Source organism: Aquibacillus saliphilus, assembly GCF_020404745.1.
Classification (GTDB): Bacteria; Bacillota; Bacilli; order Bacillales; family Amphibacillaceae; genus Aquibacillus; species Aquibacillus saliphilus.
On the sequence record NZ_JAIZAP010000017.1, the window covers coordinates 75,297 to 96,750 of the forward strand.

At 34.7% G+C, this 21,454-nt stretch carries 28 protein-coding genes; 16 read left to right on the plus strand and 12 right to left on the minus strand.

Features of this window, described 5'->3' with window-relative positions; all coding sequences use genetic code 11:
- Window positions 1-41: 41 nt before the first annotated feature.
- A complete protein-coding gene (locus LD272_RS16185; RefSeq protein ID WP_226037661.1) occupies window positions 42-977 on the minus strand; it encodes a beta-ketoacyl-ACP synthase III in 936 nt (311 codons plus the stop codon).
- 178 nt (window positions 978-1,155) lie between these two features.
- Here LD272_RS16185 and LD272_RS16190 point away from each other — a divergent pair, with 178 nt between their 5' ends.
- Entirely contained in the window at window positions 1,156-1,467 is a 312-nt protein-coding gene (locus tag LD272_RS16190; RefSeq protein WP_226037662.1) for a hypothetical protein, read from the plus strand.
- Window positions 1,468-1,509: 42 nt separating this feature from the next.
- Here the strand turns inward: LD272_RS16190 and LD272_RS16195 are convergent, their stop codons facing one another.
- Window positions 1,510-2,475 carry a BMP family ABC transporter substrate-binding protein gene (locus LD272_RS16195; protein WP_226037663.1) on the minus strand — a complete coding sequence of 322 codons (966 nt, stop codon included), beginning with the start codon at window positions 2,473-2,475 and terminating at the stop codon, window positions 1,510-1,512.
- A gap of 97 nt (window positions 2,476-2,572) precedes the next feature.
- Window positions 2,573-3,211, minus strand: coding sequence for a hypothetical protein (locus tag LD272_RS16200; protein ID WP_226037664.1), 639 nt, complete (start codon window positions 3,209-3,211; stop codon window positions 2,573-2,575).
- 146 nt (window positions 3,212-3,357) lie between these two features.
- Between LD272_RS16200 and LD272_RS16205 the strand changes: the two genes are divergently transcribed.
- A complete protein-coding gene (locus LD272_RS16205; RefSeq protein ID WP_226037665.1) occupies window positions 3,358-3,534 on the plus strand; it encodes a DUF2929 family protein in 177 nt (58 codons plus the stop codon).
- Window positions 3,535-3,716: 182 nt separating this feature from the next.
- On the opposite strand, the gene LD272_RS16210 is transcribed toward LD272_RS16205, so the two are convergent.
- The gene (locus LD272_RS16210; protein WP_439647407.1) at window positions 3,717-4,034 is read right to left on the minus strand and encodes a hypothetical protein; all 318 of its coding nucleotides are present in this window, start codon (window positions 4,032-4,034) and stop codon (window positions 3,717-3,719) included.
- 104 nt (window positions 4,035-4,138) lie between these two features.
- Here LD272_RS16210 and LD272_RS16215 point away from each other — a divergent pair, with 104 nt between their 5' ends.
- Complete coding sequence (locus LD272_RS16215) at window positions 4,139-4,960, plus strand: undecaprenyl-diphosphate phosphatase (protein ID WP_226037666.1); 822 nt, start codon at window positions 4,139-4,141, stop codon at window positions 4,958-4,960.
- Between the two features lie 61 nt (window positions 4,961-5,021).
- Window positions 5,022-5,726: a Crp/Fnr family transcriptional regulator gene (locus tag LD272_RS16220; protein ID WP_226037667.1), complete on the plus strand. Its 705-nt coding sequence runs from the start codon at window positions 5,022-5,024 to the stop codon at window positions 5,724-5,726.
- Window positions 5,727-5,949: 223 nt separating this feature from the next.
- Here LD272_RS16220 and LD272_RS16225 read toward each other — a convergent pair whose 3' ends face one another.
- Both LD272_RS16225 and LD272_RS16230 read right to left on the minus strand, forming a co-directional pair.
- Entirely contained in the window at window positions 5,950-7,080 is a 1,131-nt protein-coding gene (locus tag LD272_RS16225) for a TIGR04053 family radical SAM/SPASM domain-containing protein (protein ID WP_226037668.1), read from the minus strand.
- A 150-nt stretch (window positions 7,081-7,230) separates the two neighbouring features.
- On the minus strand, window positions 7,231-7,470 hold the full coding sequence (locus tag LD272_RS16230; RefSeq protein ID WP_226037669.1) for a DUF2249 domain-containing protein: 240 nt from the start codon (window positions 7,468-7,470) through the stop codon (window positions 7,231-7,233).
- A gap of 195 nt (window positions 7,471-7,665) precedes the next feature.
- On the opposite strand from LD272_RS16230, the gene LD272_RS16235 reads away from it, so the two are divergent.
- The 5 genes from LD272_RS16235 to LD272_RS16255 all read left to right on the plus strand — a co-directional run bounded on the left by LD272_RS16235 (window position 7,666) and on the right by LD272_RS16255 (window position 10,612).
- Window positions 7,666-8,358: a Crp/Fnr family transcriptional regulator gene (locus LD272_RS16235; RefSeq protein ID WP_226037670.1), complete on the plus strand. Its 693-nt coding sequence runs from the start codon at window positions 7,666-7,668 to the stop codon at window positions 8,356-8,358.
- A 165-nt stretch (window positions 8,359-8,523) separates the two neighbouring features.
- Complete coding sequence (locus tag LD272_RS16240; protein WP_226037671.1) at window positions 8,524-8,775, plus strand: DUF2249 domain-containing protein; 252 nt, start codon at window positions 8,524-8,526, stop codon at window positions 8,773-8,775.
- Entirely contained in the window at window positions 8,772-8,987 is a 216-nt protein-coding gene (locus LD272_RS16245) for a DUF2249 domain-containing protein (protein ID WP_226037672.1), read from the plus strand. The genes LD272_RS16240 and LD272_RS16245 overlap by 4 nt, the downstream gene beginning before the upstream one ends.
- A gap of 4 nt (window positions 8,988-8,991) precedes the next feature.
- Window positions 8,992-10,245 carry a heme-copper oxidase family protein gene (locus LD272_RS16250; protein WP_226037673.1) on the plus strand — a complete coding sequence of 418 codons (1,254 nt, stop codon included), beginning with the start codon at window positions 8,992-8,994 and terminating at the stop codon, window positions 10,243-10,245.
- A gap of 67 nt (window positions 10,246-10,312) precedes the next feature.
- Window positions 10,313-10,612: a metal-sulfur cluster assembly factor gene (locus tag LD272_RS16255; RefSeq protein WP_226037674.1), complete on the plus strand. Its 300-nt coding sequence runs from the start codon at window positions 10,313-10,315 to the stop codon at window positions 10,610-10,612.
- Between the two features lie 168 nt (window positions 10,613-10,780).
- Here the strand turns inward: LD272_RS16255 and LD272_RS16260 are convergent, their stop codons facing one another.
- Together LD272_RS16260 and LD272_RS16265 are read right to left on the minus strand one after the other, a co-directional pair.
- Complete coding sequence (locus tag LD272_RS16260) at window positions 10,781-11,092, minus strand: metal-sulfur cluster assembly factor (protein WP_226037675.1); 312 nt, start codon at window positions 11,090-11,092, stop codon at window positions 10,781-10,783.
- 73 nt (window positions 11,093-11,165) lie between these two features.
- Window positions 11,166-11,924 carry a prolyl oligopeptidase family serine peptidase gene (locus LD272_RS16265; RefSeq protein WP_226037676.1) on the minus strand — a complete coding sequence of 253 codons (759 nt, stop codon included), beginning with the start codon at window positions 11,922-11,924 and terminating at the stop codon, window positions 11,166-11,168.
- 185 nt (window positions 11,925-12,109) lie between these two features.
- Here LD272_RS16265 and LD272_RS16270 point away from each other — a divergent pair, with 185 nt between their 5' ends.
- The 3 genes from LD272_RS16270 to LD272_RS16280 all read left to right on the plus strand — a co-directional run bounded on the left by LD272_RS16270 (window position 12,110) and on the right by LD272_RS16280 (window position 13,400).
- Window positions 12,110-12,940: a Cof-type HAD-IIB family hydrolase gene (locus LD272_RS16270; protein WP_226037677.1), complete on the plus strand. Its 831-nt coding sequence runs from the start codon at window positions 12,110-12,112 to the stop codon at window positions 12,938-12,940.
- A gap of 115 nt (window positions 12,941-13,055) precedes the next feature.
- Window positions 13,056-13,205 (plus strand): hypothetical protein, encoded by a 150-nt coding sequence (locus LD272_RS16275; RefSeq protein WP_226037678.1) that lies wholly within the window; start codon window positions 13,056-13,058, stop codon window positions 13,203-13,205.
- A 3-nt stretch (window positions 13,206-13,208) separates the two neighbouring features.
- The gene (locus LD272_RS16280) at window positions 13,209-13,400 is read left to right on the plus strand and encodes a DUF3813 domain-containing protein (RefSeq protein WP_226037679.1); all 192 of its coding nucleotides are present in this window, start codon (window positions 13,209-13,211) and stop codon (window positions 13,398-13,400) included.
- 96 nt (window positions 13,401-13,496) lie between these two features.
- Here LD272_RS16280 and LD272_RS16285 read toward each other — a convergent pair whose 3' ends face one another.
- Window positions 13,497-13,922, minus strand: a complete 426-nt coding sequence (locus LD272_RS16285) for a hypothetical protein (RefSeq protein ID WP_226037680.1) — start codon at window positions 13,920-13,922, stop codon at window positions 13,497-13,499.
- 163 nt (window positions 13,923-14,085) lie between these two features.
- Here LD272_RS16285 and LD272_RS16290 point away from each other — a divergent pair, with 163 nt between their 5' ends.
- Window positions 14,086-14,349: a NifU N-terminal domain-containing protein gene (locus tag LD272_RS16290; RefSeq protein ID WP_226037681.1), complete on the plus strand. Its 264-nt coding sequence runs from the start codon at window positions 14,086-14,088 to the stop codon at window positions 14,347-14,349.
- A 136-nt stretch (window positions 14,350-14,485) separates the two neighbouring features.
- Here LD272_RS16290 and LD272_RS16295 read toward each other — a convergent pair whose 3' ends face one another.
- On the minus strand, window positions 14,486-15,334 hold the full coding sequence (locus tag LD272_RS16295; RefSeq protein ID WP_226037682.1) for a YitT family protein: 849 nt from the start codon (window positions 15,332-15,334) through the stop codon (window positions 14,486-14,488).
- 281 nt (window positions 15,335-15,615) lie between these two features.
- Here LD272_RS16295 and LD272_RS16300 point away from each other — a divergent pair, with 281 nt between their 5' ends.
- The 3 genes from LD272_RS16300 to LD272_RS16310 all read left to right on the plus strand — a co-directional run bounded on the left by LD272_RS16300 (window position 15,616) and on the right by LD272_RS16310 (window position 17,803).
- A complete protein-coding gene (locus LD272_RS16300) occupies window positions 15,616-16,476 on the plus strand; it encodes a DegV family protein (RefSeq protein WP_226037683.1) in 861 nt (286 codons plus the stop codon).
- A gap of 157 nt (window positions 16,477-16,633) precedes the next feature.
- Window positions 16,634-16,822 (plus strand): YppF family protein, encoded by a 189-nt coding sequence (gene yppF, locus LD272_RS16305; protein WP_226037684.1) that lies wholly within the window; start codon window positions 16,634-16,636, stop codon window positions 16,820-16,822.
- Window positions 16,823-16,933: 111 nt separating this feature from the next.
- Window positions 16,934-17,803: an SDR family oxidoreductase gene (locus LD272_RS16310; RefSeq protein ID WP_226037685.1), complete on the plus strand. Its 870-nt coding sequence runs from the start codon at window positions 16,934-16,936 to the stop codon at window positions 17,801-17,803.
- 94 nt (window positions 17,804-17,897) lie between these two features.
- On the opposite strand, the gene LD272_RS16315 is transcribed toward LD272_RS16310, so the two are convergent.
- A complete protein-coding gene (locus tag LD272_RS16315) occupies window positions 17,898-19,367 on the minus strand; it encodes an alpha-amylase family glycosyl hydrolase (protein ID WP_226037686.1) in 1,470 nt (489 codons plus the stop codon).
- Window positions 19,368-19,552: 185 nt separating this feature from the next.
- Window positions 19,553-21,400: an asparagine synthase (glutamine-hydrolyzing) gene (asnB, locus tag LD272_RS16320; RefSeq protein WP_226037687.1), complete on the minus strand. Its 1,848-nt coding sequence runs from the start codon at window positions 21,398-21,400 to the stop codon at window positions 19,553-19,555.
- Window positions 21,401-21,454 lie beyond the last annotated feature (54 nt).

Consider the following 21,454-nt stretch of genomic DNA (forward strand, 5'->3'; position numbering starts at 1 on the left):
AATCAATTTTAATCACTTATGCATCAAGTTATTAAACAGATTTATCTACCCCATCGAAGAGCAAGCGCTCCCCAAGTTAATCCGCCACCAAATCCTACAAGAACAACTAAATCATCATCTTTGATTTTACCGTTTTTCACATCTTCAGATAATGCAATCGCTATCGATGCTGAAGAAGTATTACCATATTTCTTTACGGAAGTTGCCATTTTGTGTTCTGCGATCCCGAGTCTTTCTCTAGCCGCTTCCATGATCCTTATATTTGCTTGATGCGGGATTAAATAGTCAACATCTTCTTTTTTAAATCCAGCCTTTTCAACAACATTTACAGATGACTCCGGCATTTGTCTCACTGCAAATTTAAAGACTTCGCGACCATTCATGCTCAAATAATCTTCATCCTGAAATAGATATTTACCACCACTGCCATCAGCACCTAATTCAAAGGAAAGTATCCCTTTTCCTTCTGTCACCTCTCCAAGTACCACTGCACCTGCTCCATCACCGAATAGTACACAAGTATTACGGTCGGACCAGTCAGTTATCTTAGATAACTTTTCGACTCCTACAACAAGTATATTTTTATAAACACCTGTTTCAATAAATTGTTTAGCTGTTACCATTCCATACATATACCCGGAACACGCAGCGCTTAAATCCATTGCTGCCGCACCCTTAGCACCTAGTTTATCTTGAATCATACATGATACAGACGGAAATGCAGTGTCAGGTGTTACTGTTGCGACAATAATTAAATCGATATCCTCCGCTTTAACGCCCGCATCTTCAAGTGCATTTACGGATGCAAGATATGCCATATCTGAAGTATCCATTGTATCCTCAGCAATTCTTCGTTCCTCTATCCCAGTTCTAGTTCTTATCCATTCATCACTTGTATCAACTATTTTTTCTAAATCAAAATTAGTTACGACTTTCTCAGGCACATAGTGACCTGTTCCAATAATTCCAACACTCATCTATTTCCATCCTCTCAGGGAACTTTATAATCAAATATTAAGACTTGGTACTAATTTTAATGTAAATACAACTTATTATCAAGTATCTCACATGAAAGTTTTTAAAATACATGACAAAAGCCTTATCGCTTTTGAACTGCACGAAATAAACTAGATAAGTAAGGAGGTGTCAGTAACTATGACTGAACAAAATGATAATCTTGAGAGTTTAGAAGAACAAGATAATCTTCAAAATAACAACTCTTCCACTTATAATACTGAACCCGAAAAAACACAAACTCAGCATCAAAGAAATATGTTTGATTCCTTGATGTTCGGACCACGAGTATCTAGGCATAATCAACATAACGATCAGAACATTCAAAACAAGCAAGACGAGGAGCAATCATTTGATCTCTTTAACACAGCACAAACAATGATGGATACCTATAAACAGTTATCACCGTATGTAAAGGGAGCATCAAATATGGTCAAAAAATTCAAAAAATAACTTTAATTTAAAAGACTAGAACCAGCGATTCTAGTCTTTTTTTTATCGTTCATTAGGTAACAGGTCCGTCTCCATATACTTTTCTACTTTTTCATTAATTTCTTCTCTAAAACGGTTTGGAATATCTGGACTAAATTTACCTAACGAAATTACTTCATCTTGAAAATCATAAGTGAAAATACCGCCATTTAGCTCATCATCGTCAAACTTCTCAGCTGCAAGTAAGTATAATTGATCAACATGTTGAACAGTACTAGTCAGTACCTTCCTTTCACTTAGATGTGATTGATCAGTGACATAACCTATTGCATACTTGTCCAACTCTTTCACTTTATTAATAACTGATACACTAAATGTATCTCCTGCTGGATAAAAAACATCTACATTTTGGGCGTTCATTTGATCAAATAAATCTAACGCCCTTTCTTCATCATCCCAATTATTCACAAAATTCATGTGAACTGATGCCTGAGGGTTTTGATAGCTTACTCCTTCAAAAAAACCTTCTATCTCAGGTTGCCACTCATATGCAGCGATAATCCCAACTTGATTCGTTTTCGTCATCTCACCGGCAACCATTCCACCGAAAAAACCCATTGCATGTGCGTTAAAATTCAAACTAGTTAAATTTGAATTCTCATACCCTCCATTAAAATAAACAAAATGAATATCAGGGTAAAAAGAGCTAATAGTATCAAACATCTTCCCGTAAGTGTTACTGTGTCCAAAAATTAAATTAACACCCTTATTTGCAAATTCTTCAACTGCCTGATTAACCTCTTGTTGTGTCTGTATTTCTTCTTTAAAGTAAACGTCTACATCAAACTCTTCCTTGATAGCAAGTAACCCTTCGTAACCAGAGCTTCCCCATGCTTGGTCATTGACCGTGTTCTCGACTAGCATACCTACCTTTTGAACATTCCCCTGGTTGAAAGAATCACAACCCGGCAATATGAATAAGAAAAAAATGAAAATAATTACATAGATAAAAGCGGATTGTTTTTTCAAAAATACGCACTCCTAATCAGATACGTGAATTGTCTAGTACTATTCTACATTCTATCTCGGAGCACGTAAATAAATTTTAGTTGACAACTTCATCAAATCAGTAAAAATCACAGAATTGTTGATAGTGTTTATTCAAGGTTTTTAGTCTATTTTCTTTCTTTTCCTGTTCTTCAATATAAAGTATATTTGTCTGATTGTTCTCTTTTGTTTTGTTCCATTCTATTGGTTGACACTTAATTACTTCTGTTTTTCCCCTTGAAGCCGGTACTTTCCACAAGGCATCGATAAAATCATCTATGTGAACAGCATCTTTTTCAAATCTTGCAGAATTAAATTCAATATAATTCTTAAGATAGTAAAATCCATTTTTATCTCTTGGCATCCATTTACCATATAAAAGCGGTAAGCAGATAGTCAAGGTATCTTCAAAATTAGCTACGGTTGGATCACTTGATAACCGTATCCACTGGTCAGCATTTAATTCACCTTTAGTGACAAACTCCTCATCATCAGCTACATCAAACACAGTTTTAAAACGCTCTGATTTAAATTCATTTATCAATGAATATTTATCAGTTACATGCGTTAACAAACTATTTCTACCAATAAATAAAGATAGGTTTTCTTCCCTTTCAGTTGCTATTTGGTCTAATCCGATAACTTCTTTACTATCATTTAACAGCCTTTGTGTAAGGTGAAAACCGATCCAATTAAAACAACTAGAAACTAAATACATGCCTTTCCCCCCTGTTTAGATTTTATGTTTATTTAGCTAAATAGTAATTTTATAGCTATATAAAATGAATTTGTCTTAATTTATATTTATTTTCTTCTGAGCTTTTGGTAAACTATAATAAGAATGTGAAAAATGAGGTGAATAGTATGCGTTATTTTTGGACCATCTTTTGGGCTATTGTAATTAGTTTCTTAATTTCCTATGTACTTACTAGTATGGCTGGCGAAGCATTAACACTTCTGCCAATTTTTATACTCGCTGCAGCATTTTCTCTTACAGTTATTATTATCGGTGACGGTATACTAAAAGAAGAGACCGAATAGTGATTATTAGGTAAACCCTTGCCAACCCACCAAGGAATGGCAAGGGTTTACCTTTATCCAAAAAGCAGATAATCGTCGGGTATTTTATGATTACAGTAAGATTACCCCTGCGCTTCAGCAATCTTCAAGTGGAGCCTTTACAGTATTTCTTGAGTATGATTGACTATTACTTGCTTAGAAAGTTAGTACCAAGGTAGTAATGATAATGCAGTTAACGCTGCTAATGGCAGAACCAATCGTCTAAACCTTCCAACTGGAGGGACATAACCTGGGTATCCATAGCCAGGAAAGCCATATCCATAGCCATATCCTGGTACTGGGAAGATGCGTTCATTTGACCTGCTATGATCAATCGGAACAGCCATATATACGTATTCTTCATCTACTCCTGTAATAATACCGTCAATTTGAGTGCCATCAACTGTATCAACAACTACATAGGAATGAATGTGTTTTTGACATAAATCATACATATGATGTGGATTATGTGGTCGATTCACTTTTAAAACCTCCTCCTTTTCACTTAGCCTATTCATTTTTCTCTGGTGTTGTGACAGGAGTGGATAAATTAAGAACATCGTTATACACTATTAGGAGGAAAGATATGGACTTTTTTACAGAATTATCAATACTTATAAAATATATTATACTTGGGCTTTTTCAAGGCTTTACAGAACCAATTCCGATTTCGTCTAGTGGCCATTTAATTATTGTTAGAAACTTGTTTCAGTTAGATTTATCTGGTTTAAACTTTGAAATAATCGTTAATTTTGGTTCCTTAGTAGCTGTACTTCTAATTTATCGCAATGATATAGTAAGCTTAATAAAAAATGGTTTTTCTTATATCGCAAACAAAAATCCAGATGGAAAATCCGATTTTAATTTTATATTCTATTTAATTATCGGAACAATCCCAGCCGGTTTGATTGGGATTCTATTTGAAGATCAAATTTCATCTACATTTTCAGCCTCAAAAATGGTAGGGATAACATTAATTATAACCGGGTTAGCACTTTGGATTATTCGTAATCTAAAGGGACGGAAGAATGATGGCGATTTGACCATAAAAGACGCAATTATTGTAGGTCTAGCCCAGTCCGTAGCTCTTATTCCAGGCATAAGTCGATCTGGAGCCACAATTGTCGCGGCAATGTTACTAGGAATGAAACATGAAACAGCTTTTCGTTTTTCTTTCTTGTTGTATATCCCGGTAAGTCTCGGAACGTTATTACTCTCCATTGATGAGATAATTGCTGACAAACAGTTTGCTGTACTTTGGATTCCATACACTTTAGCATTCCTAGCAGCCATTGTTGCAACCTACTATTCTTTAAAGTGGTTTATGAATATTATGGCAAAAGGAAATCTTAAATATTTTGCCTATTATTGTTTTGTAGTAGGATTTCTAGCATTTCTATTCTTATAAGATGACCTGTTTTCACCCATTTCAACAGTAAGATACCCTAAAGATAAGGAGGCTAAAAAGTATGAAAAAAGCTATGAGAAATCATGGAATGTCTGAAGAATTAACAGAACTGTTAACGACTGTAGACCATACGATTACTATTGAAAAAAATAGTTTTTTATTTCAACAAGGTGAAGAAGCCTCTGAATTATATGTGATCTTATCTGGGAGGATTCAAATAGGGAAAATATCCCCCGATGGAAGAGAATTGACGTTACGTATCTGTTCCAAAGGGGACATTATAGGAGAATTATCATTATATACTGACGATGAAATAAAATATTTGCTAAATGCAAAGGTGCTTGAGGATAGTGAAGTAGCAGTCATCAAAAAAGCCCAGTTAGAAAAGCGGCTATTAGAAGACAGTAAACTAGCAGTTGAATTCATGAAAGTAATGGGCGAAAATTTCCGTCGTGATCAAACAAAATTTCGCGATTTAGTGCTTCATGGTAAAAAAGGAGCACTATATTCCACATTAATTCGGTTAACAAATAGTTACGGATTAAAAAAAGATGATGGAATATTAATTGATATGGTCTTAACGAACCAGGAGCTTGCCAATTTTTGTGGCACTTCAAGAGAAAGCGTCAACAGACTACTAAATGATTTAAAACGGAACAACATTTTATCTATGGAAAAGAGCAAAATATTTATCCATGACCTACAACACTTGAAAAATGAAATCAATTGTGAAAACTGTCCAATCGTACTGTGTAGTATTGATTAAATCACTGCTACACAGAAATAATAACCGTCTCATAGGTTACTGAAAAACTTGTACATCAGTTTAATTTGGTTTGATTCTAAAAAGCAACTCCATTACGTGATACAACATGATGCCAATATTCACAATGTTATTTATCAATATTCAACTTTTATAATCACTTGTATATGCGCATTCATAATATAGAACCAAACCAATTAATCAGCTATAAATTTTTGAATTATTTTTACTGGACGGTATTTTTTTGTTTCCTCATAGCTCTAGGAGTGTAAACACAGAAAGGTTCACTTTCCATGTAATCACCTGTCATCGCATAAGCTCTTGACCTTGATCCCCCACAAACATGACGAAATTCACATACCCCACATTTCCCTTTGTATTTATCAGGATTTCTTAAATCTTGTAATATAGGCGAGTCGCGGTAAATTTCCTTCAATGGTTTTTCCCTGACGTTACCCACCTTAATTGGAAGTAATCCACTAGGATACACATCCCCTGTGTGAGAAACAAAGATAAAGCCATTGCCGTCATTTACCCCTTTAGGAGCACGACCTAATCCATCAATACTGCCTGTTGCACCTTTTTTAAGTGCGTCCTCATAAAAAATTGTATCCTTTTCACTTTTTCCTTTGTTTTCTCTCATCTTATCTTGAATTACTACTCTTCGGTAATGCTGTCCAGCTGTTGTTTTTATATCAAACGAAACACGTTTAGAAAGTTTATTCAGCCACCTAAATACTCGTTCATGCTCCACTGGCGTAATCATATCTTTTTCTTGACCTCTTCCGATAGGTACTAAGAAGAAAACACTCCACAGCACACAATCCAGTTCTTCCATCAATGCAGCCAATTCCTCTAGATAATCGACATTGTACCGAGAAATTACCGTATTAATCTGTAGAGGCATCTCCAACTCATGAAGATGTTTAATTGCATTTATCGTTAAATCAAATGAGCCACTCGTACCACGAAAATGATCATGGACTTTTGCGCAGTGACCATCCAAGCTAAATGCCCAGCGCGATAAACCGACTTTTTTTGCTTTATCCATTGCTTCTTTCGTTACATTTGGTGTAGCAGAAGGGGTCATCGACACTCGGACACCTTTATTCACTGCATATTCCGCAATATCAAAAACATCTGGCCTCATTAATGGATCTCCACCAGTGAAAACTAACATTGGATTGTTCATTTCGTATATTTCATCTATCAGTTTTTTTCCCTCATCAAAATTTAGCTCCAATGGATGCCGATGATATTGTGCATCTGCCCTACAATGCAAACACTTTAATTGGCAAGCGCGAGTTAGCTCCCATATAACAATAAAAGGATCTTCATTGTAATCCCGTTGCTGCATAACTATCCCTCCAGTGACATTATCATCATGGTTAATGATTCTTTTTCTCATTGTACAAGGGTATTTGCATTCTAGATGTGACATATTTCACAATTATGTTAATAAAGTATGAAAAGTTCAAAAGTAGCTTTTTCAAATCACAAACTCATCCTATTTTTTAACTATCGAAACTCGCCACACTAATGGACCCTCTTCCATGTATTCCCATTCAAACAGTCCTTCTCGTTCGATCATGAATTGATATTTCAAAGGTCTTGGATCATGATCATTTGTTAATTCCATTGCCTCTCCTGTTTTCAATCCATCAAATACTTCGAGAATTCTTGGATGACGGAATCTAGGTTCAATTTCTGGGGCATTAACTTTAACTGCAAAGTGTACTTCACTCATAATAGTATCCTCCTAAAATCTTTATGTGTTTTAGCTTATATCAAAATTTGGTTTCTTCTAGTGAGTTAAATCAACGAATTGATATGATTTTAATCACAACGACAAACTAAAGTAACGAGAAAGTATAATAATTAAATGAAAAATTGAATGTTCGCGTGTTAAGATAGTTGATGGAAGGCAGAAAGGAAGGGTATCATGAATGCACAATCGGTAAAACAGCTATTACAAAAGTTCACTATATTCAAAGATTTAACAAGTGACGAAATGACACCTATTGTTGAACTCGCAAAATCAAGACGATATAAAAAAGGAACACATGTATTTATGCAAGGAGATCCGCTTACAAACGTCTATTTCATTGATGAAGGTGCGGTGAAAATTTACAAAACAGACTTTCATGGAAAGGAACAAATTGTCAATGTTCTTAAACCTGGGCAAATGTTTCCACACCAAGGGTTTTTCCGTCAAGATGATTGTCCTGCTCACGCTGAAATCGCTGAAGATGCTACTTTAATTTATATTCCAATTAGTTCATTCGAAAACTTTTTATTCAACAACCCTGGCATCAGCGTTAAGTTATTTAAAGTATTAGGAGATTTAATTGTTGATTTACAGAAACGATTAGAAGAACAGATTTTACACAACACTTATGAACAGATCATCATGTTAATCTTACGTTTGTTAGATAACCATGGTACTGAACTTGAAAATAATCTATTTAAGTTAAATACAAGCTTCACCAATCAAGAGTTAGCTAATATGATTGGGTCTAGTAGAGAGACTGTTAGTAGAACACTAAGCCAGCTAAAAAAACAAAAATTAATTACTATTAATGATAAGGGTTCTTTAATTTTAGACAAATATGGTTTAGAAGATGAACTTTTTTAGGCTAAAGATAAAAGTGTAAGTTTAGAAGAAACCCCTTTTGGTTGATAAATAAACAACCAAAGGGGGTTTCTTCTATTTTCTGTTTTTAATAAATGTGATTCAGGTCACATCCTCTTCAACTGATAATGATTATCATAATAGTATAGATACGTTGGAGGTGGAGTTATGAACCATAAAAGTGAAATAGTAGAAGTTGATGTACGTGAAGAAATCAAACAAAATATAGAGCCCTTTAGTAAAATTATGAATGCTGTGAAAAGTTTAGAAGGCGATCAACAGCTTGTTCTACACGCACCATTTAATCCTTTCCCATTATTTAAAGTGTTGAAGAAAAAGGGATATGAACATGAATCAGTAAAAGTAGATAAAAAGCATTGGAAAATAATCTTCACAAAAGAGGATGGCGATAAGTTATGAGGTTAGATAATAGAGGATTACAACCACCACAACCGATGATGAGGACTCTTGCTGCATTAGAAGAAATTAGTGGTGGAGAGAAATTGACAATTATTAATGATCGCAAACCTATGTTTCTTTTTCCAGAATTAGACGACCAAGGTTACACGTATGATGTACAAGAACAAAGTGATGGCAGTTTTGCCATCACAATAACAAAGAATGGTGATTAATATAATGCTTACAAGTCCTGGGCTATCTAAGAAAACAGAAACAAATATAAAGCTTCCTCTTTCGTTTATTCTATTCGGCTTGGGAGCATTTGTATTATCGCAATTTATCTTTTTTATTCATAGCGATGCGTTAACTAATGGCATATTTCGACTACCTGAACTATTAATGGGAGCTCACTTTCTCCTCTTAGGCTGGATTGTAATGGTCATCATGGGTGCGATGTACCAATTAGTACCTGTTGCTTTTTTAACACCTATTTGGAGTGAAAAACTAGGCTTCATACAGCTATTTATTACTGGATTCGGTATCATTATTTTTTCACTGTTGCTTGGTATGAATCTAAATTTGGCAGTTTACGGTGCTATTTTTGTGATTGTTGGCATTCTATTATTTCTTTTCCAAATGTTAATGACTTTAAGATCTCAACAACAAAAAAATATAATGACATTATTCGTCTCTACAGCGTTGGTATGCTTTTTGATCACTATAGTGCTTGGCTTCATATTAGCATGGACAATTGCCTTTGGAGCGACTCTTAATTATACAGCTACCCTCCAATCACATATCTTGTTGGGCGTTGCTGGCTGGTTTACATTACTAATTTTTGGGTTTTCTTACAAAATGGTACCCATGTTTAGCCTATCACACGGATTTTTGATGAAATGGGCAAAATTAGCTTTTATTTTTTATACACTAGGATTACTTGGATTGATACTTTCCTTTTGGTTTAAACTGTCCATTCTGCTACCTATCAGTTGGGTAATCTTATGGTTTGGCTTTACTTTTTTCGCTTTAGATATAAAGGAAATTATTATGAAAAGAATGAAGCGAAAATTAGACCGCCCTTTCACATTCTCACTTCTTGCTATTGGATTTGGCTGGATTATTCATAGCCTCGCAGCTATTTTAAGTATATTTTCGATTAATAACCAAGGTTTGTGGAGCTGGCTAATTTTTTTATACATTATCTGTTGGATTATGTTCAGTATATTAGGCTATTTATATAAAATTGTTCCTTTCCTATGGTGGACATACAAATATTCTAGCAAGGTAGGAAAATCAAATGTTCCACTGCTTAAAGACTTAATCAATGAGAAATTAGGCACCGTTATCTTTGTTCTATTTACAATAGGAATCATCGGACTTTCAATTTCTGGGCTCCTGAACGCAAGTTATGGTGTTCAACTATTTCAGGGATTGATGCTAACTACGTCAATACTGTACGGATTATCGATAGTAAATGTTTTAAGAAAATAAAGTTTCACTAATAATTTTCATGCAGTGTTTTTTTATTTTTTAAAAATTGGAAAAGGAGTTTTTAAAAATGAACTTGTTTGAACAGGTAAAAGAGGCTCTTTATGAGGTTATCGATCCTGAACTAGGAATTAATATCGTTGACCTTGGGCTTATTTATAACATTGAGGTAACTGAGGAAAGTGATGTTGTTGTGAATATGACGCTAACCACGCCAGGTTGTCCACTTCACGATAGCATTGTAGGTGGCGTTGAGAGTGCAATTTATTTTATAGACGGTGTTAATAAAGTAGATGTCAAACTCGTTTGGCAACCAGCATGGACTCCTGATCATATGAGTGATAAAGCAAAAAAAATGCTTATGTACTAACGAAATTAAGTAGAGGTGAAGTCCCCTCTACTTTTTTTAAAGAACAAAAGCGTAGACGCCGGAGCTGGACGTGGCTAATTTAATAATCCATGATCCACAGCAGTCCATTTTATAATTTCCTAGACAAAAAATAAAACCCTTGCTTCTACAGCAAGGGATGTAAACGGATCAATCTGGAATTCCAAGTGCGATTTTAGCATAGCGAGACATGCGATCTTTGGTCCAAGGTGGACTCCAAACTATGTTAACAAGTGTATCTTTAACTTCAGGAAGGTCTTCCAACACACCTTTAACATCTGATTCAATATGAGCAGCTAATGGACATCCCATTGCTGTTAATGTCATTGTGACAGTAGCAAGTCCTTCATCATTCAATTCAACACCATATACTAGACCAAGATTCACTATATCTATACCTAGCTCTGGATCGATAACATTCTCCAAAGCACCCATTAAATTTTCTTGCAGAGCTTCTTCCATTAATTTTCCCTCCTTCAATTACTTATTCTTATTATAAACATAAACAGTAAAAAATTTAAATGATTTGTATCACTTACAATTGCATTTCTAACCAGTCGACTGTTTCTAGGGTAGCAAAACGGCTTACTTTGTGACCACGTCCAACTTCTTTTAAAAATCGTATACTTTCCGGATTTTTATAATAATTAATAGCTTGCTGATAGAAATCATAAGAATGACTAAAAGGTACAACGGAATCATTTTCACCATGCCAGAAAAATAGTGGTCTTCCATTTAGTTTATTGAGTTGCTTAGACAAATCTATTTTAGACAAAGAATCATAAATGGAATCTATTTCTTGATCAGACATATTTATGCTATCATTTGTTTGTTTCATTTTATCAACTAGTTCTTTAGCGTATTCTGTAATTTTAGGTGACCCCATCAAAATTGCGGCAGCCTTTATCCAATCGTACTGAGTGAGTGCTGCGGCTGTAGTAATTCCACCCATACTTGTTCCTGCCACACCGAATCGTTGATCAAGTAATAGGTTTCTACTATCTAATTGATCTTTAATAATTTGCAAATCGATTAAATTTTGTTCAATAATAGTAAAAAATTCTTTATCCTTATTTTTATTATCATTTGTCCGTTCACCGTGTAACATACAATCTGGTAATACAATTCGATATCCTCTTTCTGCCATCAAAAAAGCTAGTGGTAAATTATGTTCTTTCGCACTCGTGTATCCGTGTAGATACGTAAGAACTGGTAAGGCTTTTTCCTTTTTGTCGTCCTGTACAATTACTAAGACTGGTATATTTTTCCAATACTCTTTGTATATTCCTATCATTGTTATAATTCCTTTCATCATATAATAATGCTTATAAGCTTATCATAGTAGTTTATAGAAAAATGCACAAATTAAATCCATTAATTTCCATAAAAATCTCACTAATTAAAATTATGAAAAATACAAATTCTTTACAGATTAATAATTCCCCTTTAAACTATACTTATTATAAGAGGTGATTTCACATGAAAAACAGGCATTTAATCGCATTAGACCTTGATGGAACTCTTTTAACCGATGATAAAGTAATTAGCGATCGGACAAAGCGAACTGTGTTAAAGGCAAAAGAAGAAGGACATATCGTTGTAATAGCTACTGGAAGACCACACCGTGCAAGTATTGATTATTATCACCAACTCGGATTAGATACTCCTATGGTTAACTTCAATGGTGCTCTAATCCATCATCCAACAGACAAAAAATGGGATGCACTTCATAGTCCACTAGCAAACCGTACAGCTAAAAAAATAATTCAAACCTGCTATGAGTTAGAAGTCAGAAATATATTAGCTGAAGTTGAGGACGAAATTTACTTGGATCGCTATGACGAGAAATTAATTGATTTATTCCAAGCACCAAATCAAGAAAGCACAATCACAATTGGAAGTCTGAAAAATGAACTCCATCACGATCCTACTTCACTACTTATTCAGCCACGCGAAGACCATATCAAGCAATTACGACAAAGCTTAGATGATGAGCACGCTTCTGTGATTGAACACCGTAAATGGGGTGCTCCCCTGAATGTAATTGAAATTGTTCGTAAGGGAATGAATAAAGCTGTAGGCTTAAAACGAATTGCTCATTATTATCAAATTTCACAAGAAAATATAATTGCATTTGGAGACGAAGATAATGATTTAGAAATGATTGAATTTGCCGGGGTTGGTGTCGCTATGGGAAATGGAATTGATGAATTAAAAACGTTAGCAAAACATGTAGTGAACACCAATGAACAAGACGGTATAGGATTATTTCTTGAAGAATACTTAAAACTAAATATAAAAGCAATTTAATTAAACTTCCATTTTTTTAATTCATATAATGAGTAAATCTATCCATACTAAGCTTGAGCGCAAAAATCTGCGTTCAAGCTTTTTTTTAAAGGACGGTCAATAGGGAGGGATTCTCGTGAGTAAGAAAAGCAAATCAAAACGCTTTACTCAACAAGGTGCAGATTCAGTAAAAAAACATGATGAACGCATTCCCTACCATGAACGTTTTACAGATGTAGAACGAAAAAAAGAAGAAGCTGACAACCATACTGTGGGAGGTTTTTAAGCGATGGCAAATAATTTATTCCAACAAGCTAGAAATGCTGTCAATCGTATGACTAATGGGCAAAACATTAATGAGCAAGATAAGGAAGCAGCTAGAAATGCTATCCAATCTGCTTATACAAATGCTACTCCACAAGAACAACAAGAACTTCAACAATTAGAGCAGCAGCTTGAGCAACAAAACGAACTAAAATAACCTCTGCATGATAAATACCCCATCTTTTTGGTGGGGTATTTTCATCTTTTTTTCCTGAAATTAATTAGAACACACCGAAAAACAATAAAATTATCATTAAGATATTCTACATATACTTTTCTTTAAAATAATAGCGTATAGAATATGACCAATAATCCAGTACAATATAGCCTGAAAATCAAAAAGATTGGGAGTTTCCTTAACAGAAACCAGTGTCAAAGGGATATACGAAAGGCAAGCAATACTAGTCAATACAAAAACGACTGCAAAGTAGAATGAATTAGTGGGATTCGGTTGTGTATGCAACAATAAGACAATAATCATCGTTATTCCCCAGGAAATAACAATATGAAAAAACCATTCGATCATTAAAGGTAAAGAATCATTTCCAATAATCGGAATGAAATCTACATTTAACAATAATGTATAAACTTTTTTACCAGTTAGTTCTTCCATAAACCAGAGGAAGATTCCTAGCCCTAGGGCCGATAGAGTTCCAGGGACAATAACGTGTTTAATCAACTTTCACACCCCCTCATACGTTTATGGAATTAATTTCATCTATTATAACCGATAGCCAACAACAGTCACTATTATTTACTCTGTTCTTAAGTGAGTTGCTTTTTAATTTTATCTTTTTCTGCTATTATTAACATATTATAAGGATAATTAGGAGGAACTATTGATGAGCGTTCGCGTTGAAGAAACACCAAATCCAAATGCATTGAAATTCACTACTGACTCTATGATTTTCGAGGGTAATAATAGTATTTCTGTTATGCCTGGTCAAACTAGTGAACACAAAATATTAAATGATTTAATGAATATTGACGGAGTAGATAATGTTTTTGGTTTTCAAAATTTCATTACGATCAACAAAAAATTTGATGCTGAATGGGAAACATTAACTCAAGTTGTAGAAGAAATAATTAGTAATTACGGTTACTAAATTCAAGCAATACTAAAGGCTAGGGCATGCATGCCCTAGCCTTTAGTGTTTTTTAATAAAACACGGACTCCCTCTTCATTAAAATACTATTGTTCAATTATACATAATTGGTTGAAGAAAGCAGCAAAATGGTTACTTAATCGTTCCTTCTAAACATTCCAAATACCCCAGCAGTTTGTATTATATTTGTAAATGCATTTGGATCTACCTCTTTAATAATTCTTTCAAGATCGTAGAGTTCATATCTAGTTATAACTAAAATCATCATGTTCTTATCAACCTTTGAATAGGCTCCTTTTGCTGGTAGGAGGGTAATTCCCCTTACCATTGTACTGTGAATAGCTTCTTGTAGCTCATCAGCCTTTTTAGTAACAATCATTGCTGTGATTTTTTCATGTCTTGTATGAATTGTATCAATAACACGGGTAGTTACATATAAAGCAAGTAACGTATATAAAGCATTCTCTGGTTCATTGATAACACCAGCCAATACAATGATTACGCCGTTTATAAGCATTAAATAGCCACCAATTGGTTTATCTTTCAACCGCGACAGTACCATTGCAATAATATCTGAACCTCCAGTTGAAGCACCCCATTTCAAGGTGATACCAACACCAACGCCACCAATTACGCCACCAAAAACTGCATTTAACATAATATCATTAGATAAGTGTAGAATTGGAAAAATTTCTAAGAAAAAAGTAGTAAATACCACGGAAATAAAACTATAAATGGTAAATCCTCTACCAACTTTTAACCAACCCAATATTGCCACTGGAATATTTAATACAAGTAAAATAAGACCTGTGCTAATTCCAGGAATATTAAGAACATCTGTAAAAATGCTTGAAAGTAACTGTGCTATACCAGTAAAACCACTGGCATAAACATTTGCTCCAATTAGAAAGAAGTTCAATGCAATTGCATTAAGGACAGCTCCTATTACCACTATAAATATTCGTCTTGCTTCTACCAGAAACATACTAAAACCTCCTAATCCTCAGATGCTTCTTATTATTTATGTAAGATTAGCTATCTTCTGTTTACATACCCAACAATCGTACAGTATAATCCGCTATAATGTAAAGACTGACAAATTAACTTTTGACTATATGTTTCGATACGATTAAACTTAAGTAGTAAATAAAACATCTTGCGCATTAATCTTTAATTAACTTTATTATTAACCTGTCTTTTATAAAATACCCTCGTACCATCTTTAATGAATGAATCGAAAAAATTAATAACAATGGAGGTGGAGAAATGACAGTGCAAATTATTACTGATTCAGCCTGTGATTTATCCGAAAATTATTATCACGATTATAATATTGAAATGGCTTCTTTAACTGTACAGCTTGATAATAAAAATTATGAAGATGTCAAAACCATTTCTGCAAAAACAATTTATGATGCTATGAGAGAGGGGAAAGCACCGAAGACTTCCCAAGTATCACCACAGGCATTTAAAGAGGTCTTTGAAAAATTTGCTAAAAAAAATCAACCTTGTCTGTGTTTATCATTGTCTTCTGAACTGTCTGGCACTTATCAGTCTGCTAAGTTAGCTGAACAGGAATTGTTAGAGGAATATCCAGATTGGAATTTGAAAGTTATTGATACCAAATGCGCATCGTTAGGTTTCGGTCTAGTCGTATTACGTGCCGCCCAACTAGCACAAGAGGGCGCAACTATCGATGAAATAGCCGAAGTCAGTACATACCAATCGGAGCATATGGAGCACATATTTACAGTAGATGATTTGGAATATTTATATCGAGGTGGAAGAGTTAGTAAAACAGCAGCCTTTGTAGGTACTTTACTTAAAATTAAACCACTTCTACATGTTGATGGTGGCAAATTAATTCCGCTAGAAAAGATTAGAGGTTCTAAAAAAGTATTGAAACGAATGATTGAATTAATGGAAGAGCGCGGACATGACTTAGCCAATCAGCCAATCGGAATTAGTCACGGTGACGACCTTGAAACAGCTACACAGTTGGCTGAAATGATTAAAGACCGCTTTAATACTGAAGATATTCATATTCAAATGGTTGGGTCATCCATCGGATCACACGCTGGTCCAGGTACAATTTCTTTATTTTTTCTAAATAGCTCTTATAAATAATTGTTTAAGTAGTGATTATCTATCTGATTAGATAATCACTACTTTTTTTATTTAAATCTCTAATAGAAACTGTCATATTATAATATTTTCTATCATAAAAATAGTATTACTAGATTGTTAAAAACAGTTTATTCATAAAGATATAAGGAGGTTAACGATGGATTTAAAAAATCTTATTTCGTTATACACCTACGAGCGGAATCACGAACCAAATTCAATAGATCAACTTTTAGATTTCTGCCAACAAATCTATATTCGTGGAGAAATCGATATCTATCAGTATCGTATCTTCTTCCAACACTTGCACAATGATGGTGCAATATCTTGTCACGAACAGATAACATAAGCATCTTAGTAACGAAGTAAACAGCTTTAGGTGGCTACCTCTTTCGAATAATAATAACTCTTTTAAATGACAATACTAAAACGAACTGTACTAACTTAAGGAGGTTTTAGTATGTCTAGCAACAACAATAAAAAACAAATACTACCAAAACAACATCAAAATAGGCAACCTGGTTTTGAGCACGAAATGAATCCCTTGCCACAGTACGAAGATCCAAACTATAACGGTAGTGGAAAACTAAAAGGAAAAGTAGCCATAGTAACTGGCGGTGATAGTGGTATTGGACGCGCGGTCTCCATTTATTTTGCAAAAGAAGGGGCAGATGTCGCCATTATTTATTTCAATGAACATAAAGACGCTGAAGATACAAAAAAATGGATTGAAAAAGAAGGACAAAAATGCACGATAATTAGTGGTGATGTCTCAGATGCAGACTTTTGTAATACTTCAGTCCAATCTGTTATCGGAGAATATGGTAAAGTGGATATATTAGTTAATAATGCCGCGGTTCAGTACCCACAAAAAGACTTTATGAGTATCACTAACGAACAATTCGAAAAAACATTTAAAGTTAACATTTTCTCATTTTTTTACATGGCGAAAGCGGTTGTTCCACATTTCAAACAGGGATGTTCAATTATAAATACCTCGTCGATAACTGCCTATAAAGGTAATGAACAGTTAGTTGATTATTCTAGTACAAAGGGAGCGATAACATCGTTTACTCGAGCATTATCGCAATCATTGGTTAAAAAGGGTATTCGGGTCAATGCTGTTGCACCTGGTCCAATTTGGACTCCGCTTATTCCTGCAAGTTTTGATGAGCAACAAGTTTCAGAATTTGGCTCCGATACTCCGATGGGACGTCCTGGACAAACCTTCGAATTAGCTCCCGCTTACGTTTATTTAGCTAGTAATGACTCTAGTTATGTTACCGGACAAATGATTCATGTTAATGGTGGTAATGTTGTCAATGGATAATATATTTTTAAATAAACTACAATAAAATGGCTCTTTGTTAAATGAAACAAGTTAGAAAAAACGTAGGACAATCCCTACGCTTTTTCTAACACTATTACTGTTGGCGTTTATTTTTAATACTTAAGTAGGTTACCCCCCCGACAAATCCACCTAGAACTAATACAACGAAGGTAATAAATAACCAGTTCAGCCCCGTATCTTCTTCTACTATATATATATCTGCAGTCTCACGATCAAGTGTAATTTTATACTCACCATTATTTTTTTCACGAACAATATTATCTTGTAGCAATCCTGTCAGTTGCATACCTTCTGGTACGTCTTTAATCGTAATCGATTTCGTTTTTGTATCGTTATTTATTGCTACATATACGACCTTGCCTTGATACTCCCTCTTATACATAGTCATAGCACCAATTGATTCAACCAAATCTAATTTTCCATAGACTAATGATGGAAATTGCTTTCTAATAGCAGCAAGTTGTTCAATATGTTGTTGCAACTCGTCGTCTCCACCATTTATTTGAGTCATTCTGTGATCTGGACTATCCTCACCGTTATCCATCGGAACTTCAGAGCCTTGATAGACTATTGGTACTCCTGGAGTTGTATAAAGAAATGTTAAGCCAAGTTTCCAGCGAGTAATCGGGTTTTGCTTCTGTTTTACAACCTCTCTTGTGAACCTAATTGTTTCATGACTATCTAAATACAATCCATTGGTTAAATTAGTATTATTTGGCCATTCTTTCAACAATGGTTCTATAGAATTACCGTAACTACTAAATATATCCGATAATCTGCTGTGTATTTGATCATTTACTAATGCATCTATTGTTAGTTCATCACTTTTAAAACCCTGATTGGAGTTTATTACTTCACCAATCACAAAAAAGTCCGAGTCGATAGATTGAACGGCATCGGTAAACTCATTAATAAATGTACTTGGAGTGTTTTCGTTCATATACAACCTGTAGCCATCAATACCTGTTTCATTAATCCAGAAAGCTGCACTGTCAAAAAAGTATTGCTTAACCATTTCGTTACTTAAATCAGGACTCGGATACTCATTTCCATCAAATGTTGTAGTATTAGCAAGCCAATCTGAATTATTTGTTAAGGATTCATGGTTTGGACCTACATGTGAAACAACAAAATCCAATACTACTTTTAAATCTAATTTATGGGCTTCTTCAACTAATTGGGCTAATTCTTCCATTGATCCAAAGTGTTCTTCAACTAAACGATGATCATCAATCAAAAAACCATGGTAACCTTCCGCTCCATTACTCATGACCGGACTCAAATTAATGGTCGTAAAACCCAGTTCCTTTATATGATTCAAATTACTGATTACACCTTGAATGTCTCCACCATGGTACGCCGATGGATCTTCAATATCTATGTCACCATCATTTTCTGCAGTTCCGTTCGTAAAGCGATCAACCAGAACATAATAAATCAACTCGTTTTGCAAAGAAGAATCATCCTCCAAAGCTGCATACGATGTATCGGCAATTAGAAAAACGCTCGAAATGCTCACGAGAAACACTAGAAATTTTTGCATGCAATACTTCCTCTCCAAAACACATTTATATGTATTATTTCATTTCAGACAATTAAAATAACCCTCTACTATTATCCTAGTCTTAACATTAAAGTCAAACCAATTTCACTAATTGTCTAAAAAAATTCACTTTTCTTCCTATCATATAAGAAAAGTGTGGACATATATCCACACTCGAGGTAATTCTAATATTCAATTTTAATATCATACGTTCGTAACCAGTGATCAATCTGACATAAGTGTGCAAGAAGTTGTGGTCCTGTCATTAATTGACCAAACCAAGGGGCTTCAATCTCTTTCCCTTCACTTTCTACAAGCTTTCGTATTTCATCCTTATCGAAAATTTCAAATAGGCGCGCATTTGGATCGTCTAAAATATCATGTAGCCATTCTACTACAGCATCCTTATAAATTGGATTGTGTGTTTTGGGATAAGGACTTTTCTTTCGGTATAAGATTTCGTCTGGCAACAACCCTTCAAGCGCTTTTCTAAGGATTCCCTTCTCTCTACCTCTATACGATTTCATCTCCCAGGGGATATTCCATACGTATTCAACAAGTCGGTGATCACTGAATGGCACTCGAGCTTCAAAGCTAGCCCCCATACTCATTCGATCTTTTCGATCAAGTAGCGTTGGCATGAACCAAAGCATATTCAAATAAAACATTTGTCGTCTTTGTCTTTCTATTTCGTTATCTCCTTCAAACTGCGGAGTCTCATCAATTGTTTCTTGATAGCGGTCTAGCATATAGCCGTGTAAATCTAGTTTTTGATTTAACTCTTTAGTTAGCAATGATCTTCTAACCTCTGACGAACGAATCCAAGGAAATCCTTCCCGTGCTAAATCATCCTCACGGTAAAACCATGGATACCCACCAAATATTTCATCCGCGCATTCGCCTGACAATGCAACTGTTACTTCTTGTTTGGTTTGATGACAAAACCATAATAGTGAAGAGTCTACATCAGCCATACCAGGTAAATCTCGAAATTCAACAGCTTCCTTCAACATATCGGCTAATTTTTTATTACTAATAACAAAGTTATAGTGATTTGTATTGTGTGCATCAACCATCGTTCCAATAAAATCCTGGTCACTATTCGGTTGGAATGAGCTTTTCTGGAAATATTTATTATTATCCTCATAATCAATAGAAAAAGTATTTAATGTTCCTTTGTTATGACGCTTTAAATAATTAGATGCAATCGCAGTAATTGCACTGGAATCGACTCCACCCGATAAGAAAGTACCAAGCGGAACATCCGATATTAATTGACGTTCAACAGCATCAGTGAGCAGGTATCTAATCGTATCTGCCGTTTCTTCGACATCATCGGTATGGGCCGTACTGGTTACATTCCAATAACGCTCTGTTTTAAAGCCATGTTTAGTAAAGATGCCAACAAACCCTGAACGTAATTCATGCATTCCTTTGAACACCCCATGACCAGGAGTTCTTGATGGCCCTAGGGCTAAAATTTCACTAAGGCCGTCTTCATCTAAAATAGCTTCAACTTCATCATGGGCTATTAATGCTTTTAATTCAGAAGCGAATAAAATTCCACCGTCTTTTTCCATATAAAACAGTGGCTTCACTCCCAGTCTATCTCTTGCCATGAATAATTCCTTGTTTATAGAATCCCAAATAGCAAATGCAAAAATGCCATTTAGTTTCTGTACACAATCTCTCCCCCATTGGATATAGCTTTTAAGCAGCACCTCCGTATCTGAGTAAGAATTAAATGACCACCCGTGTCTAAGTAGTTCTATTCGTATATCTTCTGTATTATAAAGTTCACCATTATAAACGAGAACATAATTGGAATTATCCTTTGTATATTCCATCGGCTGTTTACCACCTTCAGGATCAACAACAATTAGGCGTTGATGACCAAAGGCTACATGGTTAGAAATCCATTCATTATACTCATCCGGACCACGATGTTGAATCGCATTTGACATTTTTCTTACATTATCTACTTCTGATAATAAGTTTCGGTTAAAATCAATCCAACCTGTAATACCACACATCTATTAAATCAACACCTTCCTTATTAGAAAAACTTGACTTTCTACCCGACTTAA

What these genes read in the sequence shown, in the direction of transcription:
- LD272_RS16220 (WP_226037667.1), top strand. Translation starts at nt 5,022, where the DNA reads ATGAAAAAAGCTATGAGAAATCATGGAATGTCTGAAGAATTAACAGAA.
- LD272_RS16190 (WP_226037662.1), top strand. Translation starts at nt 1,156, where the DNA reads ATGACTGAACAAAATGATAATCTTGAGAGTTTAGAAGAACAAGATAAT.
- LD272_RS16240 (WP_226037671.1), top strand. Translation starts at nt 8,524, where the DNA reads ATGAACCATAAAAGTGAAATAGTAGAAGTTGATGTACGTGAAGAAATC.
- LD272_RS16260 (WP_226037675.1), bottom strand. Translation starts at nt 11,092, where the DNA reads ATGGAAGAAGCTCTGCAAGAAAATTTAATGGGTGCTTTGGAGAATGTT.
- LD272_RS16290 (WP_226037681.1), top strand. Translation starts at nt 14,086, where the DNA reads ATGAGCGTTCGCGTTGAAGAAACACCAAATCCAAATGCATTGAAATTC.
- LD272_RS16225 (WP_226037668.1), bottom strand. Translation starts at nt 7,080, where the DNA reads ATGCAGCAACGGGATTACAATGAAGATCCTTTTATTGTTATATGGGAG.
- LD272_RS16185 (WP_226037661.1), bottom strand. Translation starts at nt 977, where the DNA reads ATGAGTGTTGGAATTATTGGAACAGGTCACTATGTGCCTGAGAAAGTC.
- LD272_RS16250 (WP_226037673.1), top strand. Translation starts at nt 8,992, where the DNA reads ATGCTTACAAGTCCTGGGCTATCTAAGAAAACAGAAACAAATATAAAG.
- LD272_RS16205 (WP_226037665.1), top strand. Translation starts at nt 3,358, where the DNA reads ATGCGTTATTTTTGGACCATCTTTTGGGCTATTGTAATTAGTTTCTTA.
- LD272_RS16280 (WP_226037679.1), top strand. Translation starts at nt 13,209, where the DNA reads ATGGCAAATAATTTATTCCAACAAGCTAGAAATGCTGTCAATCGTATG.
- LD272_RS16270 (WP_226037677.1), top strand. Translation starts at nt 12,110, where the DNA reads ATGAAAAACAGGCATTTAATCGCATTAGACCTTGATGGAACTCTTTTA.
- LD272_RS16310 (WP_226037685.1), top strand. Translation starts at nt 16,934, where the DNA reads ATGTCTAGCAACAACAATAAAAAACAAATACTACCAAAACAACATCAA.
- LD272_RS16200 (WP_226037664.1), bottom strand. Translation starts at nt 3,211, where the DNA reads ATGTATTTAGTTTCTAGTTGTTTTAATTGGATCGGTTTTCACCTTACA.
- LD272_RS16295 (WP_226037682.1), bottom strand. Translation starts at nt 15,334, where the DNA reads ATGTTTCTGGTAGAAGCAAGACGAATATTTATAGTGGTAATAGGAGCT.
- LD272_RS16235 (WP_226037670.1), top strand. Translation starts at nt 7,666, where the DNA reads ATGAATGCACAATCGGTAAAACAGCTATTACAAAAGTTCACTATATTC.
- LD272_RS16265 (WP_226037676.1), bottom strand. Translation starts at nt 11,924, where the DNA reads ATGATAGGAATATACAAAGAGTATTGGAAAAATATACCAGTCTTAGTA.
- LD272_RS16315 (WP_226037686.1), bottom strand. Translation starts at nt 19,367, where the DNA reads ATGCAAAAATTTCTAGTGTTTCTCGTGAGCATTTCGAGCGTTTTTCTA.
- LD272_RS16215 (WP_226037666.1), top strand. Translation starts at nt 4,139, where the DNA reads ATGGACTTTTTTACAGAATTATCAATACTTATAAAATATATTATACTT.
- yppF (WP_226037684.1), top strand. Translation starts at nt 16,634, where the DNA reads ATGGATTTAAAAAATCTTATTTCGTTATACACCTACGAGCGGAATCAC.
- asnB (WP_226037687.1), bottom strand. Translation starts at nt 21,400, where the DNA reads ATGTGTGGTATTACAGGTTGGATTGATTTTAACCGAAACTTATTATCA.
- LD272_RS16230 (WP_226037669.1), bottom strand. Translation starts at nt 7,470, where the DNA reads ATGAGTGAAGTACACTTTGCAGTTAAAGTTAATGCCCCAGAAATTGAA.
- LD272_RS16245 (WP_226037672.1), top strand. Translation starts at nt 8,772, where the DNA reads ATGAGGTTAGATAATAGAGGATTACAACCACCACAACCGATGATGAGG.
- LD272_RS16255 (WP_226037674.1), top strand. Translation starts at nt 10,313, where the DNA reads ATGAACTTGTTTGAACAGGTAAAAGAGGCTCTTTATGAGGTTATCGAT.
- LD272_RS16300 (WP_226037683.1), top strand. Translation starts at nt 15,616, where the DNA reads ATGACAGTGCAAATTATTACTGATTCAGCCTGTGATTTATCCGAAAAT.